This is a genomic window from Pseudomonas sp. G3-39 (assembly GCF_054790485.1).
On record NZ_CP186497.1, the window covers coordinates 5,224,379 to 5,249,149 of the forward strand.

The 24,771-nt window shown below is 62.7% G+C and carries 25 protein-coding genes; 10 read left to right on the forward strand and 15 right to left on the reverse strand.

Features of this window, described 5'->3' with window-relative positions; genetic code table 11:
• The first annotated feature begins 63 nt into the window (after positions 1–63).
• Positions 64–1,947: a TonB-dependent receptor domain-containing protein gene (locus ACOYXG_RS23560; protein WP_460354301.1), complete on the forward strand. Its 1,884-nt coding sequence runs from the start codon at positions 64–66 to the stop codon at positions 1,945–1,947.
• A 110-nt stretch (positions 1,948–2,057) separates the two neighbouring features.
• Here the strand turns inward: ACOYXG_RS23560 and ACOYXG_RS23565 are convergent, their stop codons facing one another.
• From ACOYXG_RS23565 to nrdR, 12 genes are all read right to left on the reverse strand, one after another.
• Entirely contained in the window at positions 2,058–2,858 is an 801-nt protein-coding gene (locus ACOYXG_RS23565) for a cobalamin-binding protein (RefSeq protein ID WP_027612929.1), read from the reverse strand.
• The gene (locus tag ACOYXG_RS23570) at positions 2,858–3,277 is read right to left on the reverse strand and encodes a hypothetical protein (RefSeq protein WP_027612930.1); all 420 of its coding nucleotides are present in this window, start codon (positions 3,275–3,277) and stop codon (positions 2,858–2,860) included. The genes ACOYXG_RS23565 and ACOYXG_RS23570 overlap by 1 nt, the downstream gene beginning before the upstream one ends.
• Positions 3,274–3,891 (reverse strand): GTP cyclohydrolase II, encoded by a 618-nt coding sequence (gene ribA, locus ACOYXG_RS23575; protein WP_027612931.1) that lies wholly within the window; start codon positions 3,889–3,891, stop codon positions 3,274–3,276. Before ribA ends, ACOYXG_RS23570 begins: the two co-directional genes overlap by 4 nt.
• Before the next feature lie 255 nt (positions 3,892–4,146).
• Positions 4,147–4,884, reverse strand: coding sequence for a substrate-binding periplasmic protein (locus tag ACOYXG_RS23580; protein WP_460354304.1), 738 nt, complete (start codon positions 4,882–4,884; stop codon positions 4,147–4,149).
• A 34-nt stretch (positions 4,885–4,918) separates the two neighbouring features.
• Entirely contained in the window at positions 4,919–5,422 is a 504-nt protein-coding gene (locus ACOYXG_RS23585) for a phosphatidylglycerophosphatase A family protein (RefSeq protein ID WP_007910933.1), read from the reverse strand.
• Positions 5,419–6,384, reverse strand: coding sequence for a thiamine-phosphate kinase (gene thiL / locus ACOYXG_RS23590; RefSeq protein WP_414889600.1), 966 nt, complete (start codon positions 6,382–6,384; stop codon positions 5,419–5,421). Before thiL ends, ACOYXG_RS23585 begins: the two co-directional genes overlap by 4 nt.
• Positions 6,385–6,401: 17 nt before the next feature.
• Entirely contained in the window at positions 6,402–6,902 is a 501-nt protein-coding gene (gene nusB, locus ACOYXG_RS23595) for a transcription antitermination factor NusB (protein WP_003228643.1), read from the reverse strand.
• Positions 6,899–7,375 (reverse strand): 6,7-dimethyl-8-ribityllumazine synthase, encoded by a 477-nt coding sequence (gene ribH / locus ACOYXG_RS23600; protein WP_003228649.1) that lies wholly within the window; start codon positions 7,373–7,375, stop codon positions 6,899–6,901. Before ribH ends, nusB begins: the two co-directional genes overlap by 4 nt.
• A 236-nt stretch (positions 7,376–7,611) precedes the next feature.
• Complete coding sequence (gene ribBA / locus ACOYXG_RS23605) at positions 7,612–8,703, reverse strand: bifunctional 3,4-dihydroxy-2-butanone-4-phosphate synthase/GTP cyclohydrolase II (protein WP_003228650.1); 1,092 nt, start codon at positions 8,701–8,703, stop codon at positions 7,612–7,614.
• 16 nt (positions 8,704–8,719) lie between these two features.
• Entirely contained in the window at positions 8,720–9,382 is a 663-nt protein-coding gene (locus ACOYXG_RS23610; protein WP_027612934.1) for a riboflavin synthase, read from the reverse strand.
• Positions 9,383–9,429: 47 nt separating this feature from the next.
• Positions 9,430–10,563 (reverse strand): bifunctional diaminohydroxyphosphoribosylaminopyrimidine deaminase/5-amino-6-(5-phosphoribosylamino)uracil reductase RibD, encoded by a 1,134-nt coding sequence (ribD, locus tag ACOYXG_RS23615; protein WP_183784251.1) that lies wholly within the window; start codon positions 10,561–10,563, stop codon positions 9,430–9,432.
• Positions 10,560–11,024, reverse strand: a complete 465-nt coding sequence (gene nrdR / locus ACOYXG_RS23620; protein WP_003228656.1) for a transcriptional regulator NrdR — start codon at positions 11,022–11,024, stop codon at positions 10,560–10,562. Before nrdR ends, ribD begins: the two co-directional genes overlap by 4 nt.
• Positions 11,025–11,151: 127 nt before the next feature.
• On the opposite strand from nrdR, the gene ACOYXG_RS23625 reads away from it, so the two are divergent.
• From ACOYXG_RS23625 to trxA, 3 genes are all read left to right on the forward strand, one after another.
• Complete coding sequence (locus ACOYXG_RS23625; protein WP_098965824.1) at positions 11,152–11,616, forward strand: YbaY family lipoprotein; 465 nt, start codon at positions 11,152–11,154, stop codon at positions 11,614–11,616.
• Entirely contained in the window at positions 11,613–12,269 is a 657-nt protein-coding gene (locus ACOYXG_RS23630) for a class I SAM-dependent methyltransferase (RefSeq protein WP_460354312.1), read from the forward strand. Before ACOYXG_RS23625 ends, ACOYXG_RS23630 begins: the two co-directional genes overlap by 4 nt.
• 170 nt (positions 12,270–12,439) lie before the next feature.
• Entirely contained in the window at positions 12,440–13,312 is an 873-nt protein-coding gene (trxA, locus tag ACOYXG_RS23635) for a thioredoxin (protein ID WP_460354315.1), read from the forward strand.
• A 4-nt stretch (positions 13,313–13,316) separates the two neighbouring features.
• Here trxA and ACOYXG_RS23640 read toward each other — a convergent pair whose 3' ends face one another.
• Entirely contained in the window at positions 13,317–13,676 is a 360-nt protein-coding gene (locus ACOYXG_RS23640; RefSeq protein ID WP_460354317.1) for a hypothetical protein, read from the reverse strand.
• Positions 13,677–13,811: 135 nt separating this feature from the next.
• On the opposite strand from ACOYXG_RS23640, the gene ACOYXG_RS23645 reads away from it, so the two are divergent.
• From ACOYXG_RS23645 to ACOYXG_RS23665, 5 genes are all read left to right on the forward strand, one after another.
• Complete coding sequence (locus ACOYXG_RS23645; RefSeq protein ID WP_027612940.1) at positions 13,812–14,414, forward strand: DUF2796 domain-containing protein; 603 nt, start codon at positions 13,812–13,814, stop codon at positions 14,412–14,414.
• 138 nt (positions 14,415–14,552) lie between these two features.
• Positions 14,553–15,263: an ABC transporter ATP-binding protein gene (locus ACOYXG_RS23650; RefSeq protein ID WP_003228669.1), complete on the forward strand. Its 711-nt coding sequence runs from the start codon at positions 14,553–14,555 to the stop codon at positions 15,261–15,263.
• A gap of 1 nt (position 15,264) precedes the next feature.
• Entirely contained in the window at positions 15,265–16,530 is a 1,266-nt protein-coding gene (locus ACOYXG_RS23655) for an ABC transporter permease (RefSeq protein WP_460354320.1), read from the forward strand.
• An 11-nt stretch (positions 16,531–16,541) separates the two neighbouring features.
• A complete protein-coding gene (locus ACOYXG_RS23660) occupies positions 16,542–17,060 on the forward strand; it encodes a DUF3299 domain-containing protein (protein ID WP_204895774.1) in 519 nt (172 codons plus the stop codon).
• Positions 17,061–17,284: 224 nt separating this feature from the next.
• A complete protein-coding gene (locus ACOYXG_RS23665; protein ID WP_027612943.1) occupies positions 17,285–17,983 on the forward strand; it encodes an OmpW/AlkL family protein in 699 nt (232 codons plus the stop codon).
• Between the two features lie 183 nt (positions 17,984–18,166).
• Here ACOYXG_RS23665 and ACOYXG_RS23670 read toward each other — a convergent pair whose 3' ends face one another.
• Positions 18,167–19,096 carry an NAD-dependent epimerase/dehydratase family protein gene (locus ACOYXG_RS23670; RefSeq protein ID WP_460354322.1) on the reverse strand — a complete coding sequence of 310 codons (930 nt, stop codon included), beginning with the start codon at positions 19,094–19,096 and terminating at the stop codon, positions 18,167–18,169.
• On the reverse strand, positions 19,089–19,973 hold the full coding sequence (locus ACOYXG_RS23675) for a sugar nucleotide-binding protein (RefSeq protein WP_027612945.1): 885 nt from the start codon (positions 19,971–19,973) through the stop codon (positions 19,089–19,091). Before ACOYXG_RS23675 ends, ACOYXG_RS23670 begins: the two co-directional genes overlap by 8 nt.
• A gap of 324 nt (positions 19,974–20,297) precedes the next feature.
• On the opposite strand from ACOYXG_RS23675, the gene ACOYXG_RS23680 reads away from it, so the two are divergent.
• A complete protein-coding gene (locus tag ACOYXG_RS23680; protein WP_460354325.1) occupies positions 20,298–24,731 on the forward strand; it encodes a DEAD/DEAH box helicase in 4,434 nt (1,477 codons plus the stop codon).
• The last annotated feature ends 40 nt before the right edge of the window (positions 24,732–24,771 follow it).

Here is a 24,771-nt window from a genome sequence, read left to right on the forward strand (position 1 = left end):
TTCGCGAGCAAGCCCGCTCCCACATTTGATTTGTGTACATCAGAAATACCCACTGGAACACCGATGAACCTCTCGCGCCTCGCCCTGCCCTTTCTCCTGCTGCCAGCCGCCAGCGCCCTCGCCGACACCTTCGAACGCGACGAAGCGCTGAAGCTGCCCGACACGCTGATCAGCGCCAACCGCCAGGTCGAAGCGCGCAACGACAGCAGCGCGGCCAACACCGTGTTCACCCGCGAAGACATCGACCGCCTGCAACCGGGCAGCGTCACCGACCTGCTGCAAAGGGTACCGGGCGTGCAAGTGGCGCAGGCCGGTGGGCGCGGCAGCCTGCCGGGGATCTACATTCGCGGCACGCAATCGGCGCAGAGTCTGGTGCTGGTCGACGGCCAGCGCATCGGCAGTTCGACCTCCGGCGACAGCAATCTGCAGCACCTGAACATCGACCAGATCGAGCGCGTGGAAGTGTTGCGCGGTTCGCGCTCGGTGATTTACGGCAGCGATGCGATTGGCGGGGTGATCCAGATCTTCACCCGGCGCGGCACCGAGCAAGGCCTGCAGCCGCGCTTGCACGTCGGCTTCGGCAGCAACCAGACCTGGGAACGCAGCCTCGGCCTGTCCGGTGGCGATGACAAGACCCGCTTCAACCTCGGCGCCAGCCTCGATGACACCGCCGGCCTCGACCGTACTCATGAGTCATACCCCAGCGACAGCGATCACGATGCCTATCGCAATCAATCCGTCAGCCTGAGTCTCAGCCATGCACTGACCGATGACATCGAAGTCGGCGCCAACCTGCTGGATAACCGTGGCAAAAGCGAGTTCGACAACCCGTTCGGCCGCTTCGATACGACTACTTTCGAGTCGGTGCAACAGCAGCCTTACAGCGACTTCAACGTCAGCAGTGTCAGCAGCTACGTCGATGCCCGGGTCAACGAAATCTGGAAAACCCGCGTCGAATTCGGTCACAGCGAAAATCGCGAGAAAACCTTCGACAAGCTCAGCGACGAGCGCACGGTGTTCAATACCTATCGCGATTCGGTGAACTGGCAGAACGACCTGACTCTGGATGCGCGCAACAGCTTGATCCTCGGCGGCGACTGGTACGAAGACCGGGTCAACAGCAGCACCGCATTCAACGAGGACAGCCGCTGGAACCGTGCCGCGTTCATCCAGCATCGCTATCAGGCCGACAGCTTCTCCACGGAACTGGGTCTGCGTCACGACGACAACCAGCAATTCGGTAGCCAGAACACCTGGAGCGGCACCTTCACCCTGCCCCTGAACCCGGACAACGATCTGCTGCTGAGCTACAGCGAAGGCTTCCGTGCGCCGACCTTCAACGACCTGTACTACCCGGATTTCAGCAACCCGGATCTGAAGCCGGAAACCTCGAAAAGCTATGAGCTGCAATGGCGCAGTCAGTTGAGCGATAGCAGTCGGCTGGAGACGTCGATTTACCGCACGGATCTGCAAGACGCGATCATCTTCGGCAGCAACTCACGCCCGGAGAACGTGGCCTCGGCGCGGATCAATGGCTTTGAAGCGGCGTTGAAGCAGGAACTGTTCGGCTGGCAGAGCAATCTCGGTGTGGCGATTATCGACCCGCGTGATCGCGATAGCGGGCACACGTTGGCGCGTCGTGCGCGGCGCACGATGAGTTGGGATCTGGATCGACAGTTTGACCGGTTGGGCGTCGGCGCGAGCTGGCAATTGGTCAGCAGCAGTTACGACGATCTGAACAACACCCAGCCGTTGGGTGGCTACGGCACGCTTGGACTGCGCAGCAACTGGGCGCTGAATCGCGAGATCAAACTGGATCTGAAGGTCGAGAATCTGCTGGACAAGGGTTACAGCCGTGCGCTGTACAGCTATGACGGCAGCCAGTATGGCTATCGCGAGGAAGGTCGGGCGTGGGTAGTTGGCGTCACCTGGACTCCCCAGCTTTGATTTGAATCTTCGCTGATTTGACTGGCTCCTTCGCGAGCAGGCTCGCTCCCACAATTTGGAATGCAATTCCCTGTGGGAGCGAGCCTGCTCGCGAAGAAGCCACCCCGGCTTCAGCGGTCAGGCGCGATCAATTGGCAGAGTTTGGCGGTGGCATCGATCATTTGGCCGCTTGGGCGCTCAAGGCCTTTATCGGTAACCAACAGCAGTTTCCCCTGCTTCACTGCTGCCACCTGCGGCCAGTCTTTCCATGCATCGAGCTGGGCCTGCTCACCGGCCAGTATCACCTGCGGATCGCGCTGCAGCACTGCTTCGATACTCACCTGCGGCGCCGGCAAACTCAGGTCGGCAAACACATTGCGTGCGCCACAGACTTCGAGCGCATCGCTGATGATCTGCCCGCCACCGACGGTGTACAGCGGCTTGTCCCAGACTTGATAGAACACCTTCAGCGGCGTGTCCCGGCGATAGCGCTGGCGCAGGTCATCGAGCTTCTGGCGCAGGTCCGCCGCCAGTTTCGTCCCACGCTCAGGTCGCCCCAGTTGCGCGGCAATCGTCTCGATCTGCGCAGACAGCTGTTCGAGATTGTGCGGCTCGGCGACGTAGGTCGGAATGTTCAGGCGTTTGAGCTGATCGCGTTGTGCCGGGCCGACACTGCCGGGCCACAGCAGCAGCAAATCCGGCTTGAGACTGAGCAGGCGCTCCATGTCGAGTTGGCCATAACGACCCACCGAGGGAACATCGGCAACGGCTGCCGGACGCTCGCCGGCATCGAGCACGCCAACCAGCAGATCGGCCGAGCCCAGCTCGATAACGATTTCAGACAGAGAAGGCGCGAGACTGACCACTCGCAGACTCGCCAGCACCGGGCCGGCGCAGGCCAGCAGCAGAACCGCCAGCCACAGACGACGCATCAGCCGAGTTGACGCGGGATGCGATAGAGGTAGAACAGCACCGCCGTGGACAACGCCAGCAGCATCAGCGGTACGGCTTCGAGGCCGACGAACACCGCCAGCGCACCGATCCATGCCGGCAATGCGGCCGCGAGGAATGCACTGCGACGCTGGGCCGCCAAGGCAATCCAGGCCGCCGGTTCGTCGGGGGTATCAAGGGCTTTTTGCGTGGCGATCAGCGCGTGCTTGTAGCGGCCGAAAAACTTCAGACTGACAAACATCGAGGCCACGCCGGCAATGAACAACGGCATGGCCAGCACCGGCAGAATGCCTTCGCCTTGGCCGAACAGGCCATTGAGGACAAACAGCGGCAGCAGCGCCAGCGCCAGGTATTTCCACCAGTCGACCGCCAGACGGCGTCGCACCTGACCGCGGGTCACGCGCGGTCGACCTCGCCCTGATGCTCGTTGCCCATCATGTGGTCGAGCTTGCTGGCCTTGGTCGCCAGGTACAGTTTGTTGTGCGGGTTGTGGCCGGTGTGCAGCGGCACGCGCTCGGCGACGACGATGCCCATGTCGGTCAGGGCTTTGACCTTGCGCGGGTTGTTGGTCATCAGACGCAGCGACTTCACGCCCAGATGCTCGAGCATCGGCAGGCACATGGCGTAGTCGCGCTGATCGGCGGCAAAGCCCAGACGTTCGTTGGCTTCAACGGTGTCGGCGCCGCCGTCCTGCAACTCGTAGGCGCGGATCTTGTTCAGCAGACCGATGCCGCGACCTTCCTGACGCAGGTACAGCAGCACGCCACGGCCTTCACGGGCGATGGCCTTGAGCGCCGCTTCGAGTTGCGAGCCGCAGTCGCAGCGCTGGCTGAACAGCGCATCACCGGTCAGGCACTCGGAGTGCAACCGGCCGAGAACCGGGGCACCGTCGGCGAAATCACCCAGGCTCAGCACAACGTGCTCGCGGCCGGTAGCCTCATCGAGAAAACCGTGCATGGTGAATTGCGCAAAAGGCGTTGGCAGCTTGGAAGCGGCGACAAAAACGACAGGCACCGGTGTGCTCCTGATCTAAAAATTCTGAAAATTCGCAGGCCGGCATTGTAACAGCAGGTTCCTGCAGACGCTTAGGCTGAATTATCGGGCATAACGATCAAAAAGTTTGATAACACCCGGGCAGTGCAGATCCCTGTGGGAGCGAGCCTGCTCGCGAAGGCGTCGGTAGATTCAATCTCTGTGCTGCCTGACCCAGCGCTTTCGCGAGCAGGCTCGCTCCCACAGGGGGGGCAGTGCTGCACACAAGATCTGCACTCAGTTCGGCTCGAACGGATACGGCTGCTTCCACTGCTCGAAAATTGGCTTCAGCTCGCCGCTCTTGATCAACTGCTCCATGCGCCGGTCGAACACTGTCATCAACATGCGCGCTTGCGGTGTGTTGGCGAAGCACAGGTACAGCGGCAGTTCGGCGATATGCGTCTTGCGAAACTGCGTCGGTTCCCTGGCCCGGCCAAGCACGTAATCGATTTCGGTCAAAGCATCGATGTAATAGTCGGCGCGGTTGTGGGTGAGCATCGAGAGGATCCCGGTACGTCGCACGACCTCGTTGAAGTTGCGTACGCCGGGTAGATAATTCTGATAGTCGTAACCGCGCACCCAGGCCAGCCGATATTGACCGAGGGTTTCCGGGGTCGGTGCTGGATTACTTGCCAGGCCCAGGGCGTAGATGTGGTCGGTGTCGAAATTCCAGCGCGGATAGAGCAGGTCGCTGAATTCTTCATGATAAGAACCGACACAAGCATCGACCTCGCCACGCTGGGCCAGCCCAACTGAACGAGTGTACGGTTCGCTGCGAATGTCGAGTTTCACTCCCGCCGGTTCGAACACCTTGCGCAGCACGTCCCAGCCCAGGCCATGACCGTCCGCGGCGGTGTAATCTTCCCAGTCCTCGCTGGCCAGGTGGATGACCGACGGCGCGTGCGCGGTTTCCTGCGCACTGGCGACAGTGCCCAGCAAAGTCAGAAACACCAGCGCCAGCCAGCGTCGAACCATCCCTAGTCTCCTCACTTAACCCTGACGATCTGGATCAGGCGAAAATCCACACCAGTCCCTGCATCGCCAGCCAGGCGAACACGCCGGCCAGCACGTCGTCGAGCATGATGCCGACGCCGCCATGGACATGCCGGTCGATCCAGCGGATCGGCCATGGCTTGAGAATGTCGAAGAAGCGGAACACCAGGAACCCCGCGAGCAACCAGTACCAGCCCTCCGGCACCAGCCACAGGGTGATCCACATCCCGACCATTTCGTCCCAGACGATGCCTTCATGGTCGTGCACCCGCAGATCGTCGGCGACCTTGCCGCACAGCCAGAAGCCGAACAGCATGGTGATTCCGAGCATCAGCCAGTAACCCCAGTCGGGCAACATCTGCCACAACGGGATAAAGGGTAGCGCAACTAACGAACCCCACGTGCCCGGCGCTTTCGGCAAGGTGCCGGAGCCGAAGCCGAACGCGAGGAAATGCCAGGGATTGCGCCAGACCGACGGCGGAACGAATTCGGCCGGAACCTGTTTCGGGTGATCTGTCACGGTGTCTCCTGAAAATGTTGATAACCCCGGATTTGCGGGGTGATGTCGTGTCCTTCGCGATCCAGCAGGACCACACCCTGGCCCTGCGCCACACGCCCGATCACATGGATCGGCCAGCCATCGGCCAGCAGTGCCGGCAACTCGACGGACGGTAGCGTGAAGGCCAGCACATAGTCATCGCCGCCGCTCAACGCCGCCCGTTCCGCGCCGCGCTGACCGAGAAAAGCCACTAAAGCATCGGACAACGGTACGCGCTCACGTTCAACTTCGAGGCGAACCTGCGAGGCCAGAGCGATATGCCCGCAATCGGCGAGCAGGCCGTCAGAGATGTCGAGGGCCGATGTGGCCTTGCCACGCAAGGCCTGACCGAGCGCCAGTTGCGGTTGCGGCGACCAGTAATGATCGAGCAACGGCTGAGCGATACCTGCTTCGGCCTCGCGCTGGCCAAGCACCAGCGGCAAGGCACCGGCGGCATTGCCCAGCTCGCCGCCGACGCAGAGCAGATCGCCCGGTTGTGCGCCGCTGCGGGTCAAGGCCTGCCCGGCCGGCACCCGACCGAACACCGTGACCGTCAGGCTCAACGGCCCGCGCGTGGTGTCGCCGCCGACCAGCGCGATGCTGCAGCTCTGCGCCATGCGGTTCAAACCGTGGGCATAGGCTTGCAGCCAATCGGCGGTCACCGTCGGCACAGTCAGGGCAAGGGTAAAGGCAACGGGCGTGGCGCCCATGGCGGCCAGGTCGCTGACCGCAACGGCCAGCGAGCGCTGACCGAGCAGAAACGGATCGCAGGGATCGGCGAAGTGCACGCCGGCCACCAGCGTATCGGTGGAAATCGCCAGCTGTTCCCCGGGGGGAACCGCCAGCAAGGCGCAGTCGTCGCCAATCCCCAGAGCAACGCCCTCGCCGCCCTGCGCACAAGGCGCGGCGGCGAAGAAATTGCGGATCAGCTCAAACTCGCCCATGAGGTCTCAAGCGCGTATCAGCGCTTGAACGCCTTCACTTCAGCTTCACGCAGGCGCGGAGCCAGCTTGTCGAGTACGCCGTTGACGAACTTGTGGCCGTCGGTCGAACCGAAGACTTTCGCCAGCTCGATACCTTCGTTGATCACCACGCGGTATGGCACGTCGACGCGCTTGAGCAGTTCCCAGGTGGACAGGCGCAGAACCGCCAGTTCAACCGGGTCCAGCTCTTCGATTTCGATGTCCAGGCACGGCTTGAGCGCGGTGTCGATTTCGGTGCGGCTCGCCGGAACCCCGTGGAGGATTTCGCGGAAATACGCGCCGTCGACATCGGTGAAATCGTTATCAACGCGGAACTGCGCTTCGATCTCGTTCAGCGAAGCCTTGGCCATGTGCCACTGATACAGGGCCTGAGTCGCGAGCTGACGGGCTTCGCGACGCTTGACGCTCTTCGATGGCTTGCCGGCATCCGCAGGTTTCGGATCGCGCGGGTTGAAACGATCGCTATCGTCGCTAATCACTTGGCCTCCAACTGCGCCAGCAGGCTGACCATTTCCAGAGCGGACAGGGCAGCTTCAGCACCTTTGTTGCCGGCCTTGGTGCCGGAACGTTCGATGGCTTGCTCGATGGAATCAACGGTCAGGACGCCGAACGCGACCGGTACGCCGAACTCCATGGACACCTGGGCCAGACCCTTGGTGCACTCGCCTGCCACGTATTCGAAGTGTGGAGTGCCGCCACGAATGACCGCGCCGAGGGCGATGATGGCTGCGAACTCGCCTTTCTGGGCGACTTTCTGCGCAACCAGCGGGATTTCGAAGGCGCCAGGCGCGCGGATGATGGTGATGTCGCTTTCGCTCACGCCGTGGCGAACCAGGGCATCAACTGCACCGCTGACCAGGCTTTCAACCACGAAGCTGTTGAAACGGCCCACTACCAGAGCGTAGCGGCCTTTAGGGGCGATGAAGGTACCTTCGATGGTCTTCAGGGTCATTCGTCAGATCTCTTAAAGAGCCGGGACACGTTTCGTACGCATCCCTCAGTGATATTAGCCACAAATTCATGACCGGAAACACCGCATTGCTGTTCGACTACACCCCTGTGGCGAGGGGATTCATCCCCGATGGACTGCGCAGCAGTCCCAACCAAATAGGGCCGCTACGCAGCCCGTCGGGGATGAATCCCCTCACCACAAGGATCTATATCAACAATGCCGAATTCACCGGGTCATTATTCGGAGGGCACGTATTCTACAACTTCCAGATCGAAACCGGATATCGCATTAAATTTCATTGGCGCAGACATCAGGCGCATTTTGCGCACGCCGAGGTCACGCAGGATCTGCGAACCGGCACCGACGATGCTGTAGGTGGTCGGTTTCTTCACCGCTGCCTGCTCACCGGTTTCGCGGATATGCGCCAGCAGCACGTCGCCGTCCAGCGGGTGGCCGAGCAACAGCACCACACCGCTGCCGGCCTCGGCCACCGCAGCCATCGCGGCGCGCAGGCTCCAGCGGCCCGGTTGCTTGACCATCAGCAGGTCGCGCAGCGGATCCATGTTGTGCACGCGAACCAGGGTCGGTTCCTCGGCGCAAACGGTGCCCAGCGTGAGGGCCATGTGCACGTCGCCTTCCACCGAATCACGATAGGTCACCAGGTTGAATTGGCCCAGTTCGCTGTCCAGCGGCTGCTCGGCAATCCGCTGAACGGTACGTTCGTGGATCATCCGGTAGTGAATCAGGTCGGCGATGGTGCCGATCTTGATGTTGTGTTCGGCGGCGAACGCTTCCAGCTCGGCGCGACGGGACATGGTGCCGTCGTCGTTCATCACTTCGCAGATCACGCCGCTTGGTTCGAAACCGGCCATGCGCGCCAGGTCGCAGGCGGCTTCGGTGTGACCGGCACGGGCCAGCGTACCGCCAGCCTGGGCCATCAGCGGGAAGATGTGGCCCGGGCTGACGATGTCTTCAGCCTTGGCGTCTTTGGCCGCCGCCGCTTGCACGGTGCGCGCACGGTCGGCGGCGGAGATACCGGTGGTCACGCCTTCGGCAGCTTCGATCGACACGGTGAACTTGGTGCCGAAACCGGAACCGTTGCGTGGCGCCATCAGTGGCAGCTTCAACAGTTCGCAGCGCTCGCGGCTCATCGGCATGCAGATCAGGCCACGGGCGTGCTTGGCCATGAAGTTGATGTGCTCGGCCTTGCAGCATTCGGCGGCCATGATCAGGTCGCCTTCGTTCTCGCGGTCTTCGTCATCCATGAGGATGACCATCTTGCCTTGGCGGATGTCTTCAACCAGTTCTTCGATGCTATTGAGCGCCACAAGGCACCCCCTTCAGTCAGGATTTGAGATAGCCGTTGGCGGCCAGAAAGCTTTCAGTAATACCGCCAGCGCTTGGCTCAGCAGCCTTGTCGCCGAGGAGCAAACGCTCCAGATAACGCGCCAGCAAATCGACTTCCAGGTTCACCCGGCGGCCCGGCTTGTAGGAAGCCATGATGGTTTCGCTCAAGGTGTGCGGAATGATCGTCAGCAGGAATTCGGCGCCATCGACCGCGTTCACGGTCAGGCTGGTGCCGTCGACGGTGATCGAGCCTTTATGGGCGATGTACTTGGCCAGTTCTTTCGGCGCGCGGATGCGAAATTCGACGGCGCGGGCATTGTCGCTGCGCGACACCACTTCGCCGACACCGTCGACGTGACCGCTGACCAGATGCCCGCCGAGACGGGTGGTCGGGGTCAGGGCTTTTTCCAGATTGACCGGGCTGCCGCTTTTCAGGTCATTCATGGCGGTACAGTCGAGGGTTTCGCGACTGACGTCGGCGGCAAAGCCGTCACCCGGCAGTTCGACGGCGGTCAGGCACACACCGTTGACCGCGATGCTGTCGCCGAGTTTGACGTCGCTCAGGTCGAGCTTGCCGGTTTCGACATGCACCCGCACATCACCGCCCTTGGGGGTCAGTGCACGGATACTGCCGATGGATTCGATGATGCCGGTAAACATGGGGTTCTCCTTGAGAACGAAGCCAGCGCTAAGGCGATGGCCGGGAATTATACGCTCGCCGAAACGACTGGCGTCGCAGTGACTCGCCAGTCATCGCCAACCGCGCGGATTTCAGTGATTTTCAGCTCGGGAGCGTCCTTCATATAGGCCAGCGGCCAGTCCAGCAGCGGCCGCGCCGAGGAGCCGAGAAACTTGCCGGCGATGAAGATCACGAACTCATCGACCAGACCAAGCTGCGCGAACGCGCCGGCCAAGCGTGGGCCAGCCTCGACCAGCACTTCGTTGACGCCACGGTTGGCCAGTTCGATGAGCAACTGATGCAGATCGACCTGACCGTCGTCACCCGGCACGATCAGGCATTCCGGGCCATTGGCGTATTGCTCTTCGACCGCCATGCAGGTGGCGACCAGCGCCGGGCCGGCCTTGAAGAACGGCGCATCCAACGGCACCCGCAAGCGCCCGTCGATTAGCACCCGCAGCGGCGGACGGCTCATGGCCCGTGCGGTTTGTTCAGCATCCAGACCCAGTTCGTCGGCGCGCACGGTCAGGCGCGCGCCGTCGGCCAGTACGGTGTCGGCGCCGGTCAACACCACGGCCGCCTGCGCGCGCAAACGCTGCACGGCGGAACGCGCGGCCGGGCCGGTGATCCACTGGCTCTCGCCACTTTCCATCGCCGTGCGCCCGTCGAGACTCATCGCCAACTTGACCCGCACGAACGGCAAGCCATGTTCCATGCGTTTCAGGAAACCTTGATTGAGCTGGCGCGCCTCGACTTCCAGCACGCCGCTTTCGGTGGCGATCCCGGCATCGCTCAGACGCTGCAAGCCACGCCCGGCGACCTGTGGGTTCGGATCGCGCATCGCGGCGACCACCCGAGCAACCCCGGCAGTCACCAATGCATCGGCGCACGGCGGTGTGCGGCCATGGTGGCTGCACGGCTCAAGGGTCACGTAAGCCGTGGCGCCCCGGGCCAGTTCACCGGCAGCGCGCAGGGCGTGGACCTCGGCGTGGGGTTCGCCGGCGCGCTCGTGAAAGCCTTCGCCGACAATCTGCCCGTCACGCACGATCACGCAGCCAACCCGTGGATTGGGATGGGTGGTGTAGTGGCCCTTGCGCGCCAGTTCCAGCGCGCGCGCCATGAAGTGGGCGTCGAGGATCGCCTGCTCGGCGGCGCGGGTCATTCTTTCACCGGTTCGCGGGCGAGGCGGTCGATCTCTTCACGGAACTCGTTAAGGTCCTGGAAGCGCCGGTATACCGAAGCGAAACGGATGTAGGCCACTTCATCGAGCTTTTGCAGCTCGGCCATCACCAGTTCGCCGACCACGAGGGATTTGACCTCGCGCTCGCCGGTGGCGCGCAGCTTGTGCTTGATGTGAACCAGAGAGGATTCGAGGCGCTCGACGCTCACCGGACGTTTCTCCAGCGCGCGCTGCATGCCGGCGCGGAGTTTTTCTTCGTCGAACGGTTGGCGGCTGCCGTCGGTTTTGATCAGGCGCGGCAACACCAGTTCGGCCGTCTCGAATGTCGTGAAACGTTCGCCGCAGGCCAGGCATTCACGCCGGCGGCGCACCTGTTCGCCCTCGGCGACCAGACGCGAGTCGATGACCTTGGTGTCGTTGGCACCGCAGAAGGGACAGTGCATGGTGGCTGGCAACAAAAAAAGGGAGGGCCATGGTAGCGCATCCCGGTGGCAAGACAAGCCATAGGGTTTGCGGTATACAGACTGCCATGATCGTTTGATCCACGGATTTCATTTTCTGGAGCTGCCAATGTCGCTACGACCGCTCGTTTTGCTCAGTCTTTTCGCCCTGCTGGTGGCCTGCGGCAGCGACAAGCCCAAGCCGCAACCGCCAACACCGGGACCTGCACCACAACAGGCGCAGAAAAAAGCCCGGGAAGCCGCTGACCTCGGTCCGCTGCCGGCCTATCAACGGGAACTGAGCGGCACCCTGCAAGGCGTGCCGGCCGGGGCCGAAGTCGAACTGGCGCTGCTGGTGATCGATGAAAAGTCGCGCCCGCAACAACTGCTCGCCAGTTCCAGCCTGATCGGCAACAACCAGATTCTGCCGTTTCGCCTGCGCTTCAATCCGGAGTCATTTCCGGCCGGCGCACGGGTTGAGCTGCGCGGTCGTGCCACGCAGTCGGGCCAGTTGATCCTGCACCTGCCGTCGCAAACCATTACCCAGCCGACCACCCAGGCGCTGGGCCAGCTGCAATTTGTCAAAGCACCATGACCGTACCGCTCGACCTGCAACAGGCGTTGGGTGAATTGCTCGGTGATGCGCGGCTCAAGGCCTGTGCTTTACCGGGCACCGATTTGCAGCTGTGGCTGATCGACGGCGAGAACATGGATCGTGAATTCAGCCCGGATGAAACCCGACGCATCCTTCACGAGCCGCCCTATTGGAGTTTCTGCTGGGCCAGCGGTCTGGCGGTGGCGCGCTATCTGGCGGAGTTTCCCGAGTGGGTGCGCGGCAAGCGGGTGCTGGATTTCGGCGCCGGCTCCGGGATTGCCGCGATTGCTGCGGTGAAGGCCGGGGCTTTGGAGGTGGTGGCCTGCGATCTTGATCCGCTGGCAATTGCCGCGTGCCGGGCCAATGCTCAACTCAATGATGTGCAGATGAGTTATTCGACGGATTTCTTTGCCGAGGCTGATCGCTTCGATCTGATCCTGGTGGCGGATGTGCTCTACGACCGCGAGAACCTGCCGCTGCTCGATGCGTTTCTCAGCCGTGGCCGCGAGGCGCTGGTGGCGGATTCGCGGGTTCGGGATTTTCGTCATCCGTTGTATGAGCGCATTGAAATGCTTGAGGCGATGACCTTGCCGGATCTGGCGGAGCCGGAAGAGTTCAGACATGTGAGTCTTTACCATGCGCGGCGTGACTAAAAGCTTCGCGAGCAGGCTCGCTCCCACAGGGGTAACGCATTCCAAATGTGGGAGCGAGCCTGCTCGCGAAAGCATTCTGGCAGGCAACACACCTCTCAAAGACTGACCGCTTCCGGCCACACCCCGCCAAGCCGTATAGTTGCCACATCCACGCTTTTACGAGATCCCCCATGAGTCAGCAAACGCCGTACATCTTCGACGCCACGACTGCCGATTTCGACCAGTCGGTGATCGAAGCCTCCTTCAACAAACCGGTGCTGGTGGATTTCTGGGCCGAGTGGTGTGCGCCGTGCAAGGCGTTGATGCCGATGCTGCAAGGCATTGCCGAGAGCTATCAGGGCGAACTGCTGCTGGCCAAGGTCAACTGCGACATAGAACAGGACATCGTCGCCCGCTTCGGCATCCGCAGCCTGCCAACCGTGGTGCTGTTCAAGGACGGTCAACCGGTGGACGGTTTTGCCGGTGCGCAGCCGGAATCCGCAGTGCGCGCGTTGCTTGAGCCGCATGTGCAAATGCCGCCGCCGGCCGCCGCCGATCCGTTCGAACAGGCGCAGGCGCTGTTCGATGAAGGGCGTTTCGCTGACGCGGAAGCGGCGCTGGTGGTGATGCTCACCGAAGACAACAGCAACGCCAAGGCGCTGATCCTCTACGCCCGTTGCCTGACCGAACGCGGCGAACTGGACGAAGCGCAAACCGTGCTCGACGCGGTCAAGAGCGATGAGCACAAGGCTGCACTGGCTGGCGCCAAGGCGCAGATCAAGTTCCTGGGACTTGCCCGTGATCTGCCGGATGCTGCCGACCTCAAGGCGCGTCTGGCCAAAGATCCACAAGACGACGAAGCGGTGTATCACCTGGCGATCCAGCAACTGGCGCGTCAGCAATACGAGGCGGCGCTGGAGGCCTTGCTCAAGCTGTTCATCCGTAACCGCAGTTATGGCGAAGGGTTGCCGCACAAGACCTTGCTGCAGGTGTTCGAACTGCTGGGCAACGATCATCCGCTGGTGACCGCTTACCGGCGCAAGGTCTTCGCTGCGCTGTACTAACCGCTCACTCGACCCAGCTGTAGAGCGGCGTATCGCCGCCGCTCGCCACTTTCACCTGTGAACTGTGGCGCAAGCGCACCAGCAGGCGTTTGCCTGCGGCCGCGCTGCCGGTCAATCCCTCAAGCTGCCCCAGAAGATCTGGCCCGCTGAGTTGCCCGGCCTTGCGCAACAGATCCTGCGCGACCTGCCACAACGCATCGTCCTGGTTCAGTGGTTTCACTGCCGGCGTGCTCAATGCCGCTTCAGGCTGATCACCCTGCAGCTGCGCGCCAAGGGCTGCGCCGAGCTTCACCCAATCGCTGTCATCCAGCTCCACCGTCAAATCCACCGGCGTCGCGCCGACGGTTCCGCGTATCCGCAACATCTGCTTCGCTCCTGCACATTTCTGACCTGCATGCTCCCACGGGACTTGTGCAACGCCAAGCGCACGGGCAAACTCTGCGAACTTTCGTTATAAGATTACATAACAAACTCTTCACTTTACTTTCCGGAGACCGCCATGCGTCGTCTGCTGCTCGCTTTGCCGTTTGCCCTGTTGCCGCTGGCCATCGCCCATGCCGCCGATGAGCACGATCATGACCACGAGCACGGCAGCCTCGGCGCCCATGAACACGGCGTCGGCCGCTTGAACGCCGCACTCGACGGCCAGACCCTGGAGCTGGAACTGGAAAGCCCGGCGATGAACCTGGTGGGCTTCGAACACGCCGCCGCCAGCGACGCCGACAAAGCCAAAGTCGTGGCCGCGCGCACCAAACTGGAAAACCCGCTGGCGCTGTTCAGCCTGCCAGCCGCCGCCGGTTGCAAGGTCACCAGCCAGGAACTGGAAAGCCCGCTGTTCGGCGACAAACCGGCTGCCGACGAGCATGACGATGATGACCACGACGAAGATGCCAAGGGCGGTGAAGCGCATCATCACGATCACAGCGAAATCCACGCACACTACCAATTCAGTTGCGCTGCACCAGGTGCCTTGAAGACGCTGGATCTGGCGAACGTCTTCAATACCTTCCCGGCCACTCAGAAAATTCAGGTACAACTGATCGGCCCGAGCGGCCAGCAGGGTACGGAAGTGACGGCCAAGGCGGCTGCCCTGAAATTCTGATCACACCGACAATCCCCTGTGGGAGCGGGCTTGCTCGCGAATGCGGTGGGTCAGTCAACATGGATTTGGCTGATCCACCGCATTCGCGAGCAAGCCCGCTCCCACAGGGTTATGTGTTCACTCCATGAAACTGGTGCCATGACCCAAGCACTCATCGAACTGTCCGACCTTGGCTTCAACTGGCCCGGTCACCCGCCGCTGCTGGACATCCCGGCGTTTCGCCTGGAACCGGGCGAAACCCTGTTCCTCAAAGGCCCCAGCGGCAGTGGCAAGACCACCCTGCTCGGCCTGCTCGGTGGCGTGCAGAAACCCGGGCGCGGCAGCATTCGCCTGCTCGGCCAGGAGCTGACCGAACTCGGTGCCGGCGCCCGCGACCGCTTTCGCGTCGATCACACCGGCTACATCTTCCAGCAGTTCAACCTGCTGCCGTTTCTTTCGGTACGCGAGAACGTCGAGTTGCCGTGCCACTTCTCCAGATTGCGTGCCGAGCGGGCGAAACAGCGTCACGGCAGCGTCGATCAGGCCGCCGCCACCCTGCTCGCCCACTTGGGCTTGAAAGATGAAAGCATCCTCGGCCGTCGCGCCGATTCGCTGTCGATCGGTCAACAGCAACGGGTCGCCGCCGCTCGTGCGTTGATCGGCCAACCGGAACTGGTGATCGCCGACGAACCGACCTCGGCGCTGGATTACGACGCCCGGGAAAACTTTATCCGTCTGCTGTTCGCCGAATGCCGCGAAGCCGGATCGAGCCTGTTGTTCGTCAGCCACGACCAGAGCTTGGCGCCGCTGTTCGACCGCCACCTGTCCCTGGCCGAGCTCAATCGCGCCGCCACGTCTGCCGAGGTCTGAGATGTATCTGTTTCGTCTGGCCATGGCCAGCCTGGCCAACCGCCGCTTTACCGCCCTGCTCACCGCGTTCGCCATTGCTCTGTCGGTGTGCCTGTTACTTGCCGTCGAGCGCGTGCGCACCGAGGCCAAGGCCAGTTTCGCCAGCACCATCAGCGGCACCGACCTGATCGTCGGCGCCCGCTCCGGTTCGGTGAACCTGCTGCTGTACTCGGTGTTCCGCATCGGCAACGCGACCAACAACATCCGCTGGGACAGCTTCGAACACTTCGCCAGCAACCCGAAAGTGAAATGGGCAATCCCGATGTCCCTCGGCGACTCGCATCGCGGCTACCGGGTGATGGGCACCACCGAAGCCTATTTCGAGCATTACCAGTACGGGCGCCAGCAGCATCTGCAACTGGCTGATGGCCGGGCATTTGCCACCGATCCGTTCGAAGTGGTGCTCGGCGCCGAAGTGGCCGAGGCGCTGCATTACAAGCTCGGCGACCAACTGGTGCTGGCCCATGGTGTGGCGGCGATCAGTCTGGTCAAGCACGACGACAAACCGTTCACCGTGGTCGGCATTCTCAAGCGCACCGGCACGCCGGTGGACCGCACGTTGCACATCAGCCTCGGCGGCATGGAGGCGATTCACATCGACTGGCACAACGGCGTGCCGGCGCGCGGCAACGGCCGGATCAGCGCCGATCAGGCACGCAACATGGACCTGACGCCACAGGCGATCACCGCGTTCATGCTCGGCCTCAACAGCAAGATTTCCACCTTTGCCCTGCAACGCGAGATCAACGAATTCCGCGGTGAGCCGATGCTGGCGATCCTGCCGGGCGTGGCCTTGCAGGAGTTGTGGAGCCTGATGAGCACGGCGGAGAAAGCCTTGTTCGTGGTCTCGCTGTTCGTGGTGCTGACCGGGTTGATCGGCATGCTCACGGCGATTCTCACCAGCCTTAACGAGCGTCGCCGCGAGATGGCAATTCTGCGTTCGGTCGGCGCGCGGCCGTGGCACATCGCGAGCCTGCTGGTGCTGGAAGCCTTTGCCCTGGCGCTGACCGGCGTAATCGCCGGACTGGCATTGCTGTACATCTGCATCGCCGCCGCGCAGGGGTATGTGCAGGCCAATTACGGTTTGTATCTGCCGCTGGCGTGGCCGAGCGAGTATGAATGGACGCTGCTCGGTGGCATTCTGGCGGCCGCGCTGCTGATGGGCAGCGTGCCGGCCTGGCGCGCGTATCGCCAATCCCTGGCCGATGGCCTGTCGATCCGTTTATGAGGATGTTCACCATGCCCCGCGCCGTGCTTGCGCTGCTGTTGCTGGTTGCCCTGCCTGTGTGGGCAGCGGCGCCGAAAGACCTGACCTGGTCGGAGATGATCCCGCCGGACGCCGCGCCGGAAGTGCCGAACATGACGCCGTTGCACGACCTGTCGAAGATGAGTGATGCGCTCTCGGCCGAGTCGGCGCCAGCCGCCAAGCAGGACATGCCCAACGCGCCGGTGGTGCAGAGTCTCGACGGGCAGAACATCCGCCTGCCGGGCTACATCGTGCCGCTGGAAGTCAACGAAGAGGGACGCACCACCGACTTCCTGCTGGTGCCGTACTTCGGCGCCTGCATCCATGTGCCGCCACCGCCGTCGAACCAGATCGTGCATGTGAAAAGCGAGCTGGGCGTGAAGCTCGACGAGCTGTATCAGCCGTACTGGGTCGAGGGACCGTTGCAGGTCAAGGCGTCCACCAGTGAACTGGCCGATGCCGGGTATCAGATGGCGGCTGACAAGATTTATGTGTATGAGCTGCCGGAGTGAATCCCGGTAGTTTTTGTATTGTTTGATCCGGCCTCTTCGCGAGCAAGCCCGCTCCCACAGGTGACCGCGTTCCAAAGTGGGAGCGGGCTTGCTCGCGATGGGGCCGGCCAAGGTTCCACAAAAAACCGCGGCATCACTGTTTCATTGAGCTGAGTCAAAAGACCGTATCAGTTGGCTTCATACCATAGGACATCAGAAACTTTTAACGTCCTTTTGGAGCCCCCATGAACAAGTCCTTGCTCAGCGCCTCGCTGTTTGCCCTCGCGCTCGCAGCCCCGCTCGCCCACGCTCACGAAGCCGGCGACATCATCGTTCGCGCCGGTGCGATCACCGTCAACCCGAAGGCCGACAGCTCCAATGTCAAGGTCGATCAGGGTCCGTTGAGCGGCACCAACCTGGGCGGCAAGGCGACCATGAGCAGCGACACCCAACTGGGTCTGAACTTCGCCTACATGCTGACCAACAACATCGGTATCGAGTTGCTGGCCGCCTCGCCGTTCGAGCATGACGTAAAAATCAAAGGCACTGCGCTGCCAGCCGCCAACGGCAAACTCGGCACCCTGAAACACCTGCCGCCCACCCTCAGCGTCGTGTACTACCCGCTGGATGCGAAATCGCCATTCCAGCCGTACATCGGCGGCGGCATCAACTACACCTGGATCTACGACGAGCACGTCGGCAGCGAAGCCCAGTCCAATGGCTTCAGCAACTTCAAGGCGAAAAACTCCTGGGGCCTGGCCTGGCAGGTCGGCGCCGACTACATGCTGACCGACAACATCATGCTCAACGCCCAGGTGCGCTACATCGACATCGATACTCGAGCCACCGTCGAGAACAACGCGGTGGCACCGGGCACCCGTGCCAAGGTCAATGTTGATGTCGATCCGTTTGTGTACATGGTGGGTCTGGGCTACAAGTTCTAAGGCAGATTCAACCAGGAACGTTCACGTGGTGGTGAATGAGGCTTTGGGTGAGCAGGCTTAGAACTGACGACGATCACTTCGTGATCGATCGGGGATAAATCCCCTCGCCACAGGATTAGCGACAAATTCCGGCCGTGAAAAAGGCGCCTGTAACAAGGCGCCTTTTTCATGTCTGCGATAAACCTACTTGCCGAGCAACCGCGCCAGCCCCACGCGCATCGGCGTCGGCTCTGGCAGCTTGAAGCGTTGCAACAAACGCGTATTGTTCGCCCGCGAATGACGGATGTCGCCGGAGCGCGCCGGGCCGTAGCTGACCGGGGGCAGCTCGCCGACCACTTCCTGCAGCGCTTGCAGCATCTGCTTGAGGTTCATCGCCTGGTTCCAGCCGACGTTCATCGCGCCCACTTCCACTTCAGGCTTGTCGATCGCCTGCACAAGCACATCGACCAGATCCGCGACATAGAGGAAATCGCGGGTCTGCTCGCCATCGCCGAACACCGTGATCGGCAGGCCTTTCTGCGCCCGCTCGCTGAAGATGCTGATGACCCCGGAGTACGGCGAGGACGGATCCTGGCGTGGGCCGAAAATGTTGAAGAAGCGGAAGATCACCGGCTCCAGGCCATGCTGGCGACGGTAGAAATCGAAGTAGTGCTCGCCGGCCAGTTTGTCCGAGGCATACGGGGTCAGCGGGGCTTTTGGCGTCTCTTCGTCAATCGACTCGCCTTCACCGTTGTTACCGTACACTGCTGCGCTCGAGGCGTAGAGCACGCGCTTGACCCCGGCCTGGCGCATGGCTTCGCAGACATTCAGGGTGCCGATGAAGTTGCTCTGATGCGTCTTCACCGGATCGTCCACCGACGCCTGCACCGAAGCGACTGCCGCCAAATGCGCAACGGCGCTGCAGCCTTGCATGGCCTGCGCGACCAGCGCGGCATCGGCGACGTCACCGACGATCAGTTCGACCTTCGGGTTGTCCAGCGGCAGGTTGGCGCGTTTGCCGGTCGACAGATCATCGAGAATCCGCACCGAATGGCCGGTGGCAAGCAACGCGTCAGTCAGGTGCGAGCCGATGAAACCGGCGCCGCCGGTGATTAAAACAGGGCCTTCAGCCATGACGATAAAACCTATCCAGTAAAGCGGGGAGCGCGGCGCGCCAGGCGCGGGGCTTGATCCCGAAAGTGTGCAGAATTTTCTTGCAGGCGAGTACCGCGTGTTGCGGTTCCTCGGCGGCGTCCGGCCGCGCGGCATGCGCCTGAGCGGTCGGCGCTTCGATTGCCAGCTGATGCAGGCTGCGCGCCTCGGTCAGAATCGCCTGCCCGAGCGCCAGCGGGGTGGTCGCTTCGTGGCCGGCGTAATGGTAAGTGCCCCACAGCGGCGCTGCGCAATCGAGTTGCTTGAGCACCGAAATGATCACCCGTGCCGCGTCATCCACCGGGGTCGGATTGCCCCGGCGGTCATCGGCCATGAGCAATTCGTCCGGTTGTTCGGCGCGGGCGAGGAAGCGCCCGAGGGTACCTTCAGGGCTGTCATCGAGCAGCCAGCCGAAGCGCAGCAACACGTGTTGCGGGCAAGTGGCGCGAACACTTTGCTCGATGCGCCACAGCGCCTGGCCGCGCAGGCCCAGCGGCACCGGCTCGTCCTTTTCGCTGTAGGCAGTCGCCCGCGAACCGTCGAACACCCGATAGCTGGAAGGCTGCACGAGGATGATGTTGTGGTGCTGGCACAGCTCGGCCAGTCGCTCGATGGCGCGTTCCTGACCGGCCAGACGGCTTTCGCTGACGGTCTCGGCCTGGAACCAGTCGAAATAGTAGGCGAGGTTGATCAACGCATCCGGACGGGTATCGTCGAGCAGTTGCGTCAGGCTCGCGGCATCCCAGCCGTCTTCTGGCGGGCGGGGGGCGAGGAAACCGATGTCTTCTTCCGCACCGAGGCGAATCAGCGCCTGCCCAAGGGCATTTCCGCCGCCCAGTAACATAAGGCGCATTCGCATAGAGTCAGCAGGCCCAGTCTGATTGGAACGATGGCTTTAGCGACGGTGCTGGTGACACCCGTCGTCGATAATTGCCGGAATCGTTGCATTTTGCGGGTTTAGTGCGCAACCGTCACTCGTAAAGTGTAGATCGCCGGGAATTGTGCTGAATCAACTGGCCCCATCGCTGGCAAGCCAGCTCCCACAGGGTTCAGTGTTGATTGCCAACTTGTGAACAACAAAAATCACTGTGGGAGCTGGCTTGCCAGCGATGAGGCCCTGATGAACAGCGCAGGTCCCCAGCGGTACTTGCATCTTGCCGCCCCCACCCGCATAACTTGAGCCATGAATCTGCCCATCCTCAAGGACGCCACCCTGGCAGGCTTTCACCCCGCCGTCAGCGCCTGGTTCAGCAGCACTTTCCCGACGGTCACCGCCGCCCAGGCCCGCGCATGGCCGTTGATCCGCCAGCGCCGCTCGACGCTGATTGCCGCGCCCACCGGCTCCGGTAAAACTCTCACCGCCTTCCTCGCGGTGCTCGACGACCTCGTCCACCGTGGCCTGGAAAACCCCGAAGGTCTGCCCGACGAAACGCTGGTGGTCTACGTTTCGCCGCTCAAGGCGTTGTCCAACGACATCCGCATCAACCTGCAGAACCCGCTGGCGGGAATCACCGAGCAGTTGCGCCAGACGGGCCTGCCCGAACTGCAGATCACCACGGCGGTGCGCACCGGCGACACCCCGCAAAAAGACCGCGCCGCCATGCGCAAGCGCGCGCCGCACATTCTGGTGACCACCCCGGAATCGCTGTACGTGCTGCTCGGCTCCGAGTCCGGACGCAAAATGCTCGGCAGCACACGCACGGTGATCATCGACGAGATTCACGCCATCGCTGCTGGCAAACGCGGCAGTCATCTGGCGCTGAGCCTCGAACGCCTGCAGGCGCTGTGCGCAGAACCACTGACCCGCATCGGCTTGTCCGCCACGCAAAAACCGATCGACGCCGTGGCGCAGTTTCTGGTCGGCACCGATCGCCCCTGCGAAATCATCGACATCGGCCACGCCCGACCACGGGATCTGGGCATCGAGGTGCCTCCGGTGCCGTTGTCGGCGGTGATGGCTAACGACGTCTGGGAGCTGGTTTATGACCGGCTCGCCGAACTGGCCCGCGAACACCGAACCACGCTGATTTTCGTCAATACCCGGCGCTTGGCCGAACGCCTTAGCCGCCACCTCAGCGAGCGCCTCGGCAAGCACGCAGTCGCCGCGCACCACGGCAGTCTGGCCAAGGAATTCCGCCTCGACGCCGAACAGCGACTCAAGCGCGGCGAGCTGCAAGTGCTGATCGCCACCGCTTCGCTGGAATTGGGCATCGATATCGGCGAAGTCGATCTGGTCTGCCAAATATCCTCGCCGCGTTCGATTGCCGGGTTTCTGCAAAGGGTCGGGCGCTCCGGGCACCAGGTCGGCGGCACGCCCAAGGGCCGCTTGTTCGCCACCACCCGCGACGACCTGATCGAGTGCGCCGCCCTGCTCGACTGCGTGCGCCGTGGCGAACTCGACACCCTGCACATTCCCGAAGCGCCGCTGGATGTACTCGCGCAGCAGATCATCGCCGAAGTCAGTTGCAAGGAATGGGCGGAGGACGCATTGCTGGCGCTGTTCCGCAAAGCCTCGCCGTATCGCGATCTCGACGAAAAACACTATCAGGCGCTGCTGACCATGCTCGCCGAAGGCTACAACGGTCGTCAGGGCATCCGCAGCGCCTACCTGCACCGCGATGCGGTCAGCCGCACCCTGCGTGGCCGCCGTGGCGCGCAACTGACCGCCGTGACCAGCGGCGGCACCATCCCCGATAATGCCGACTACAGCGTGCTGCTCGAACCGCAAGGCCTGAGCATCGGCAGCGTCAATGAAGACTTTGCCGTGGAAAGTATCGCGGGTGATGTGTTCCAGCTCGGCAACACCTCCTACCGCATCCTGCGGGTTGAAACCGGCAAGGTGCGGGTCGAGGATGCTCAGGGCCAGCCGCCGACCATTCCGTTCTGGCTCGGCGAAGCCCCGGGGCGCAGCGATGAATTGTCTGCGGCGGTGGCGCGGCTGCAAGCGACTCTCGACCTGTTGCTCGGCGCCAGCCCCGGCGATCTGCAACCGGCGCTCGACTGGCTGACCGAGACCCTCGGCCTGAACCGCGCCAGCGCCGAACAACTGGTGGAGTATCTCGCCCGCGCTCGCCTGACCCTCGGCGCCCTGCCCTCGCAGGACACGCTGCTGATGGAGCGTTTTTTCGACGAATCCGGCGGCACCCAGTTGATCATCCATTCACCGTTCGGCAGCCGCATCAACCGCGCTTGGGGCCTGGCCTTGCGCAAGCGTTTCTGCCGCACCTTCAACTTCGAGTTGCAGGCTGCTGCCAGCGAAGACGCGATTGTCCTGTCGCTGTCCACCAGCCACAGTTTCGAGCTGGATGACGTCTGGCGTTACCTGCACAGCAACAGCGCCGAGCACATCCTGATTCAGGCAATTCTCGACGCGCCATTGTTCGGTGTGCGCTGGCGCTGGAATGCCGGGGTGGCGTTGGCGCTGCCGCGTTTTACCGGCGGGCGCAAAGTTGCGCCGCAATTGCAGCGGATGAAAAGCGAGGACCTGATTGCCAGCGTGTTCCCCGACCAGATCGCATGCCTGGAAAACCTCGCCGGCGAACGGGAGGTTCCCGAACATCCGCTGGTGGAACAGACCCTCGACGATTGCCTGCACGAGGCCATGGACAGCGACGGCTGGCTCAATCTGCTGCGGCGCATGGAGCGCGGCGAGGTGCGGTTAATCAGCCGCGATCTGCCGGCGCCGTCACCGCTGGCGGCAGAAATTCTCAGCGCGCGGCCGTACAGCTTTCTCGACGATGCGCCGTTGGAAGAACGCCGCACCCAAGCGGTGATCAACCGGCGCTGGAGCGATCCGCAGTCCACTGATGATCTCGGTGCGCTGGACGCCGACGCCATTAACGCGGTGCGTGAAGAAGCGTGGCCGACGCCAACCAACGCCGATGAAATGCATGAGGCGTTGATGAGCCTGGCCTGCATCAGCGACCTTGAAGTTCAGGCTGGCGAACACTGGCGCGAATGGCTTGACGCGCTGACTGCGAGCGGTCGCGCCTGCCGCTTGGCCGTTCCGCCAGTAACGGCAAAAGAAAAGCTTCGCGAGCAGGCTCGCTCCCACATTCAACCGCGTTCCGCCAGTTGGAACACTGTCAACTGTGGGAGCGAGCCTGCTCGCGAAGACGGCCTCACCGTCACTACACATCCACAGCCTGGCTCGTTGTGGCTGGCGCGAGAACGCCTGACCTGTCTGTTGGCGCTTTATCCACAGGCCACGCTGCAACCGCAGCAAGAGGCCTTGCCCGGTTTCAACGAACCTTGGACGTTAGAGGAAGCGCTGGTCGAAGTGCTCCGCGCGCGACTGGGCGCATTTGGCCCGCTGCCGTTAGCCGCCATTGCCGAACCACTCGCGTTGCCGATACCGCAGGTCAATCAGGCCCTCGCGCAACTGGAGCGCGAAGGCTACGTGCTGCGCGGTAAATTCACCCCGGGCGCGACGGTTGAGGAATGGTGCGAACGGCATCTGCTGGCGCGCATTCATCGCTACACGGTCAAGCGTTTGCGCCGGGAAATCGAGCCGGTGGCTCTGCAGGATTTCATGCGTTTTCTGTTCGACTGGCAGCATCTGTCCTCCGCTACCCGCGGTCAGGGCAGCGCGGTGTTGCCGGCGATTGTCGGCCAGTTCGAAGGTTACCCGGCAGCGGCCTCCGCGTGGGACAGCGACATTCTCCCGGCGCGCCTGAAAGACTACTCGCCGAGCTGGCTGGATGAGTTGTGCCGCAACGGCAAACTGGTGTGGACGCGCCTCAGCGCCCGACAGAAAGTCAGCGGCACGGCGCTGCGCAGTACGCCGATTGTGCTGCTGCCGCGCAGTCAGGTCGGGTTGTGGAGTGCGCTGGCCGAGCAAACACCGGTCAGCGAACTGTCAGCGAAAACGCAAAAGGTCTACGAGGCGCTGAGTCAGCACGGCGCGCTGTTTTTCGATGAACTGATCCATGAAGCGCACCTATTGCGCACCGAGCTGGAAATCGCCTTGCAGGAACTGGTCGGTGCCGGCCTGGTGAACGCCGACAGCTTCGCCGGTTTGCGCGCCCTGATCACCCCGGCGAGCAAGCGCCAGCAACGCAGCAGTCGACGCGGGCGCGGGGCGTTTGTCGGTGGCATGGACGATGCCGGGCGCTGGGCGTTGTTGCGCCGAGGGCCGCTCGTGGAGAACAGCCAGAGCGCTTCGCCGGAAACCCTCGAACATGTCGCCATGACGTTGCTGCGCCGCTACGGTGTGGTGTTCTGGCGTCTGCTGGAGCGCGAAGCGGACTGGCTGCCGAGCTGGCGCGAATTGCTGCGCACGTTTCATCGGCTGGAGGCCCGTGGCGAGATTCGCGGCGGGCGCTTTGTCAGTGGTCTGGCGGGGGAACAGTTTGCCTTGCCCGAGGCGATTCCGTTGCTGCGCGAAGTTCGGCGGCGGGCACATGACGGCAGTTTGATCGCGGTGTGCGGGGTGGATCCATTGAACCTGGCGGGGACATTGTTACCGGGAGCGAAGGTGCCAGCGTTGGTGAGTAATCGGTTGGTGTATCGGGATGGGGTGCCGGTGGCAGCCGAGATTGCCGGCAAGCAGGTTTTCTGGACTGAGCTGGATCAGGTGGTCATGGAGCAGGTGCGTAGCAAGCTGATCCGGCATTGATGTCGACAGTTCCGGCCCTTTCGCGAGCAAGCTCGCTCCC

What these genes read in the sequence shown, in the direction of transcription:
- nrdR (WP_003228656.1), bottom strand. Translation starts at nt 11,024, where the DNA reads ATGCACTGTCCCTTCTGCGGTGCCAACGACACCAAGGTCATCGACTCG.
- ACOYXG_RS23565 (WP_027612929.1), bottom strand. Translation starts at nt 2,858, where the DNA reads ATGCGTCGTCTGTGGCTGGCGGTTCTGCTGCTGGCCTGCGCCGGCCCG.
- ACOYXG_RS23580 (WP_460354304.1), bottom strand. Translation starts at nt 4,884, where the DNA reads ATGGTTCGACGCTGGCTGGCGCTGGTGTTTCTGACTTTGCTGGGCACT.
- ACOYXG_RS23665 (WP_027612943.1), top strand. Translation starts at nt 17,285, where the DNA reads ATGAACAAGTCCTTGCTCAGCGCCTCGCTGTTTGCCCTCGCGCTCGCA.
- ribH (WP_003228649.1), bottom strand. Translation starts at nt 7,375, where the DNA reads ATGACCCTGAAGACCATCGAAGGTACCTTCATCGCCCCTAAAGGCCGC.
- ACOYXG_RS23640 (WP_460354317.1), bottom strand. Translation starts at nt 13,676, where the DNA reads ATGTTGCGGATACGCGGAACCGTCGGCGCGACGCCGGTGGATTTGACG.
- ACOYXG_RS23630 (WP_460354312.1), top strand. Translation starts at nt 11,613, where the DNA reads ATGACCGTACCGCTCGACCTGCAACAGGCGTTGGGTGAATTGCTCGGT.
- thiL (WP_414889600.1), bottom strand. Translation starts at nt 6,384, where the DNA reads ATGGGCGAGTTTGAGCTGATCCGCAATTTCTTCGCCGCCGCGCCTTGT.
- ACOYXG_RS23650 (WP_003228669.1), top strand. Translation starts at nt 14,553, where the DNA reads ATGACCCAAGCACTCATCGAACTGTCCGACCTTGGCTTCAACTGGCCC.
- ACOYXG_RS23645 (WP_027612940.1), top strand. Translation starts at nt 13,812, where the DNA reads ATGCGTCGTCTGCTGCTCGCTTTGCCGTTTGCCCTGTTGCCGCTGGCC.
- ACOYXG_RS23655 (WP_460354320.1), top strand. Translation starts at nt 15,265, where the DNA reads ATGTATCTGTTTCGTCTGGCCATGGCCAGCCTGGCCAACCGCCGCTTT.
- ACOYXG_RS23670 (WP_460354322.1), bottom strand. Translation starts at nt 19,096, where the DNA reads ATGGCTGAAGGCCCTGTTTTAATCACCGGCGGCGCCGGTTTCATCGGC.
- ACOYXG_RS23610 (WP_027612934.1), bottom strand. Translation starts at nt 9,382, where the DNA reads ATGTTTACCGGCATCATCGAATCCATCGGCAGTATCCGTGCACTGACC.
- ACOYXG_RS23675 (WP_027612945.1), bottom strand. Translation starts at nt 19,973, where the DNA reads ATGCGAATGCGCCTTATGTTACTGGGCGGCGGAAATGCCCTTGGGCAG.
- trxA (WP_460354315.1), top strand. Translation starts at nt 12,440, where the DNA reads ATGAGTCAGCAAACGCCGTACATCTTCGACGCCACGACTGCCGATTTC.
- ACOYXG_RS23680 (WP_460354325.1), top strand. Translation starts at nt 20,298, where the DNA reads ATGAATCTGCCCATCCTCAAGGACGCCACCCTGGCAGGCTTTCACCCC.
- ribD (WP_183784251.1), bottom strand. Translation starts at nt 10,563, where the DNA reads ATGACCCGCGCCGCCGAGCAGGCGATCCTCGACGCCCACTTCATGGCG.
- ACOYXG_RS23625 (WP_098965824.1), top strand. Translation starts at nt 11,152, where the DNA reads ATGTCGCTACGACCGCTCGTTTTGCTCAGTCTTTTCGCCCTGCTGGTG.
- ACOYXG_RS23660 (WP_204895774.1), top strand. Translation starts at nt 16,542, where the DNA reads ATGCCCCGCGCCGTGCTTGCGCTGCTGTTGCTGGTTGCCCTGCCTGTG.
- ACOYXG_RS23560 (WP_460354301.1), top strand. Translation starts at nt 64, where the DNA reads ATGAACCTCTCGCGCCTCGCCCTGCCCTTTCTCCTGCTGCCAGCCGCC.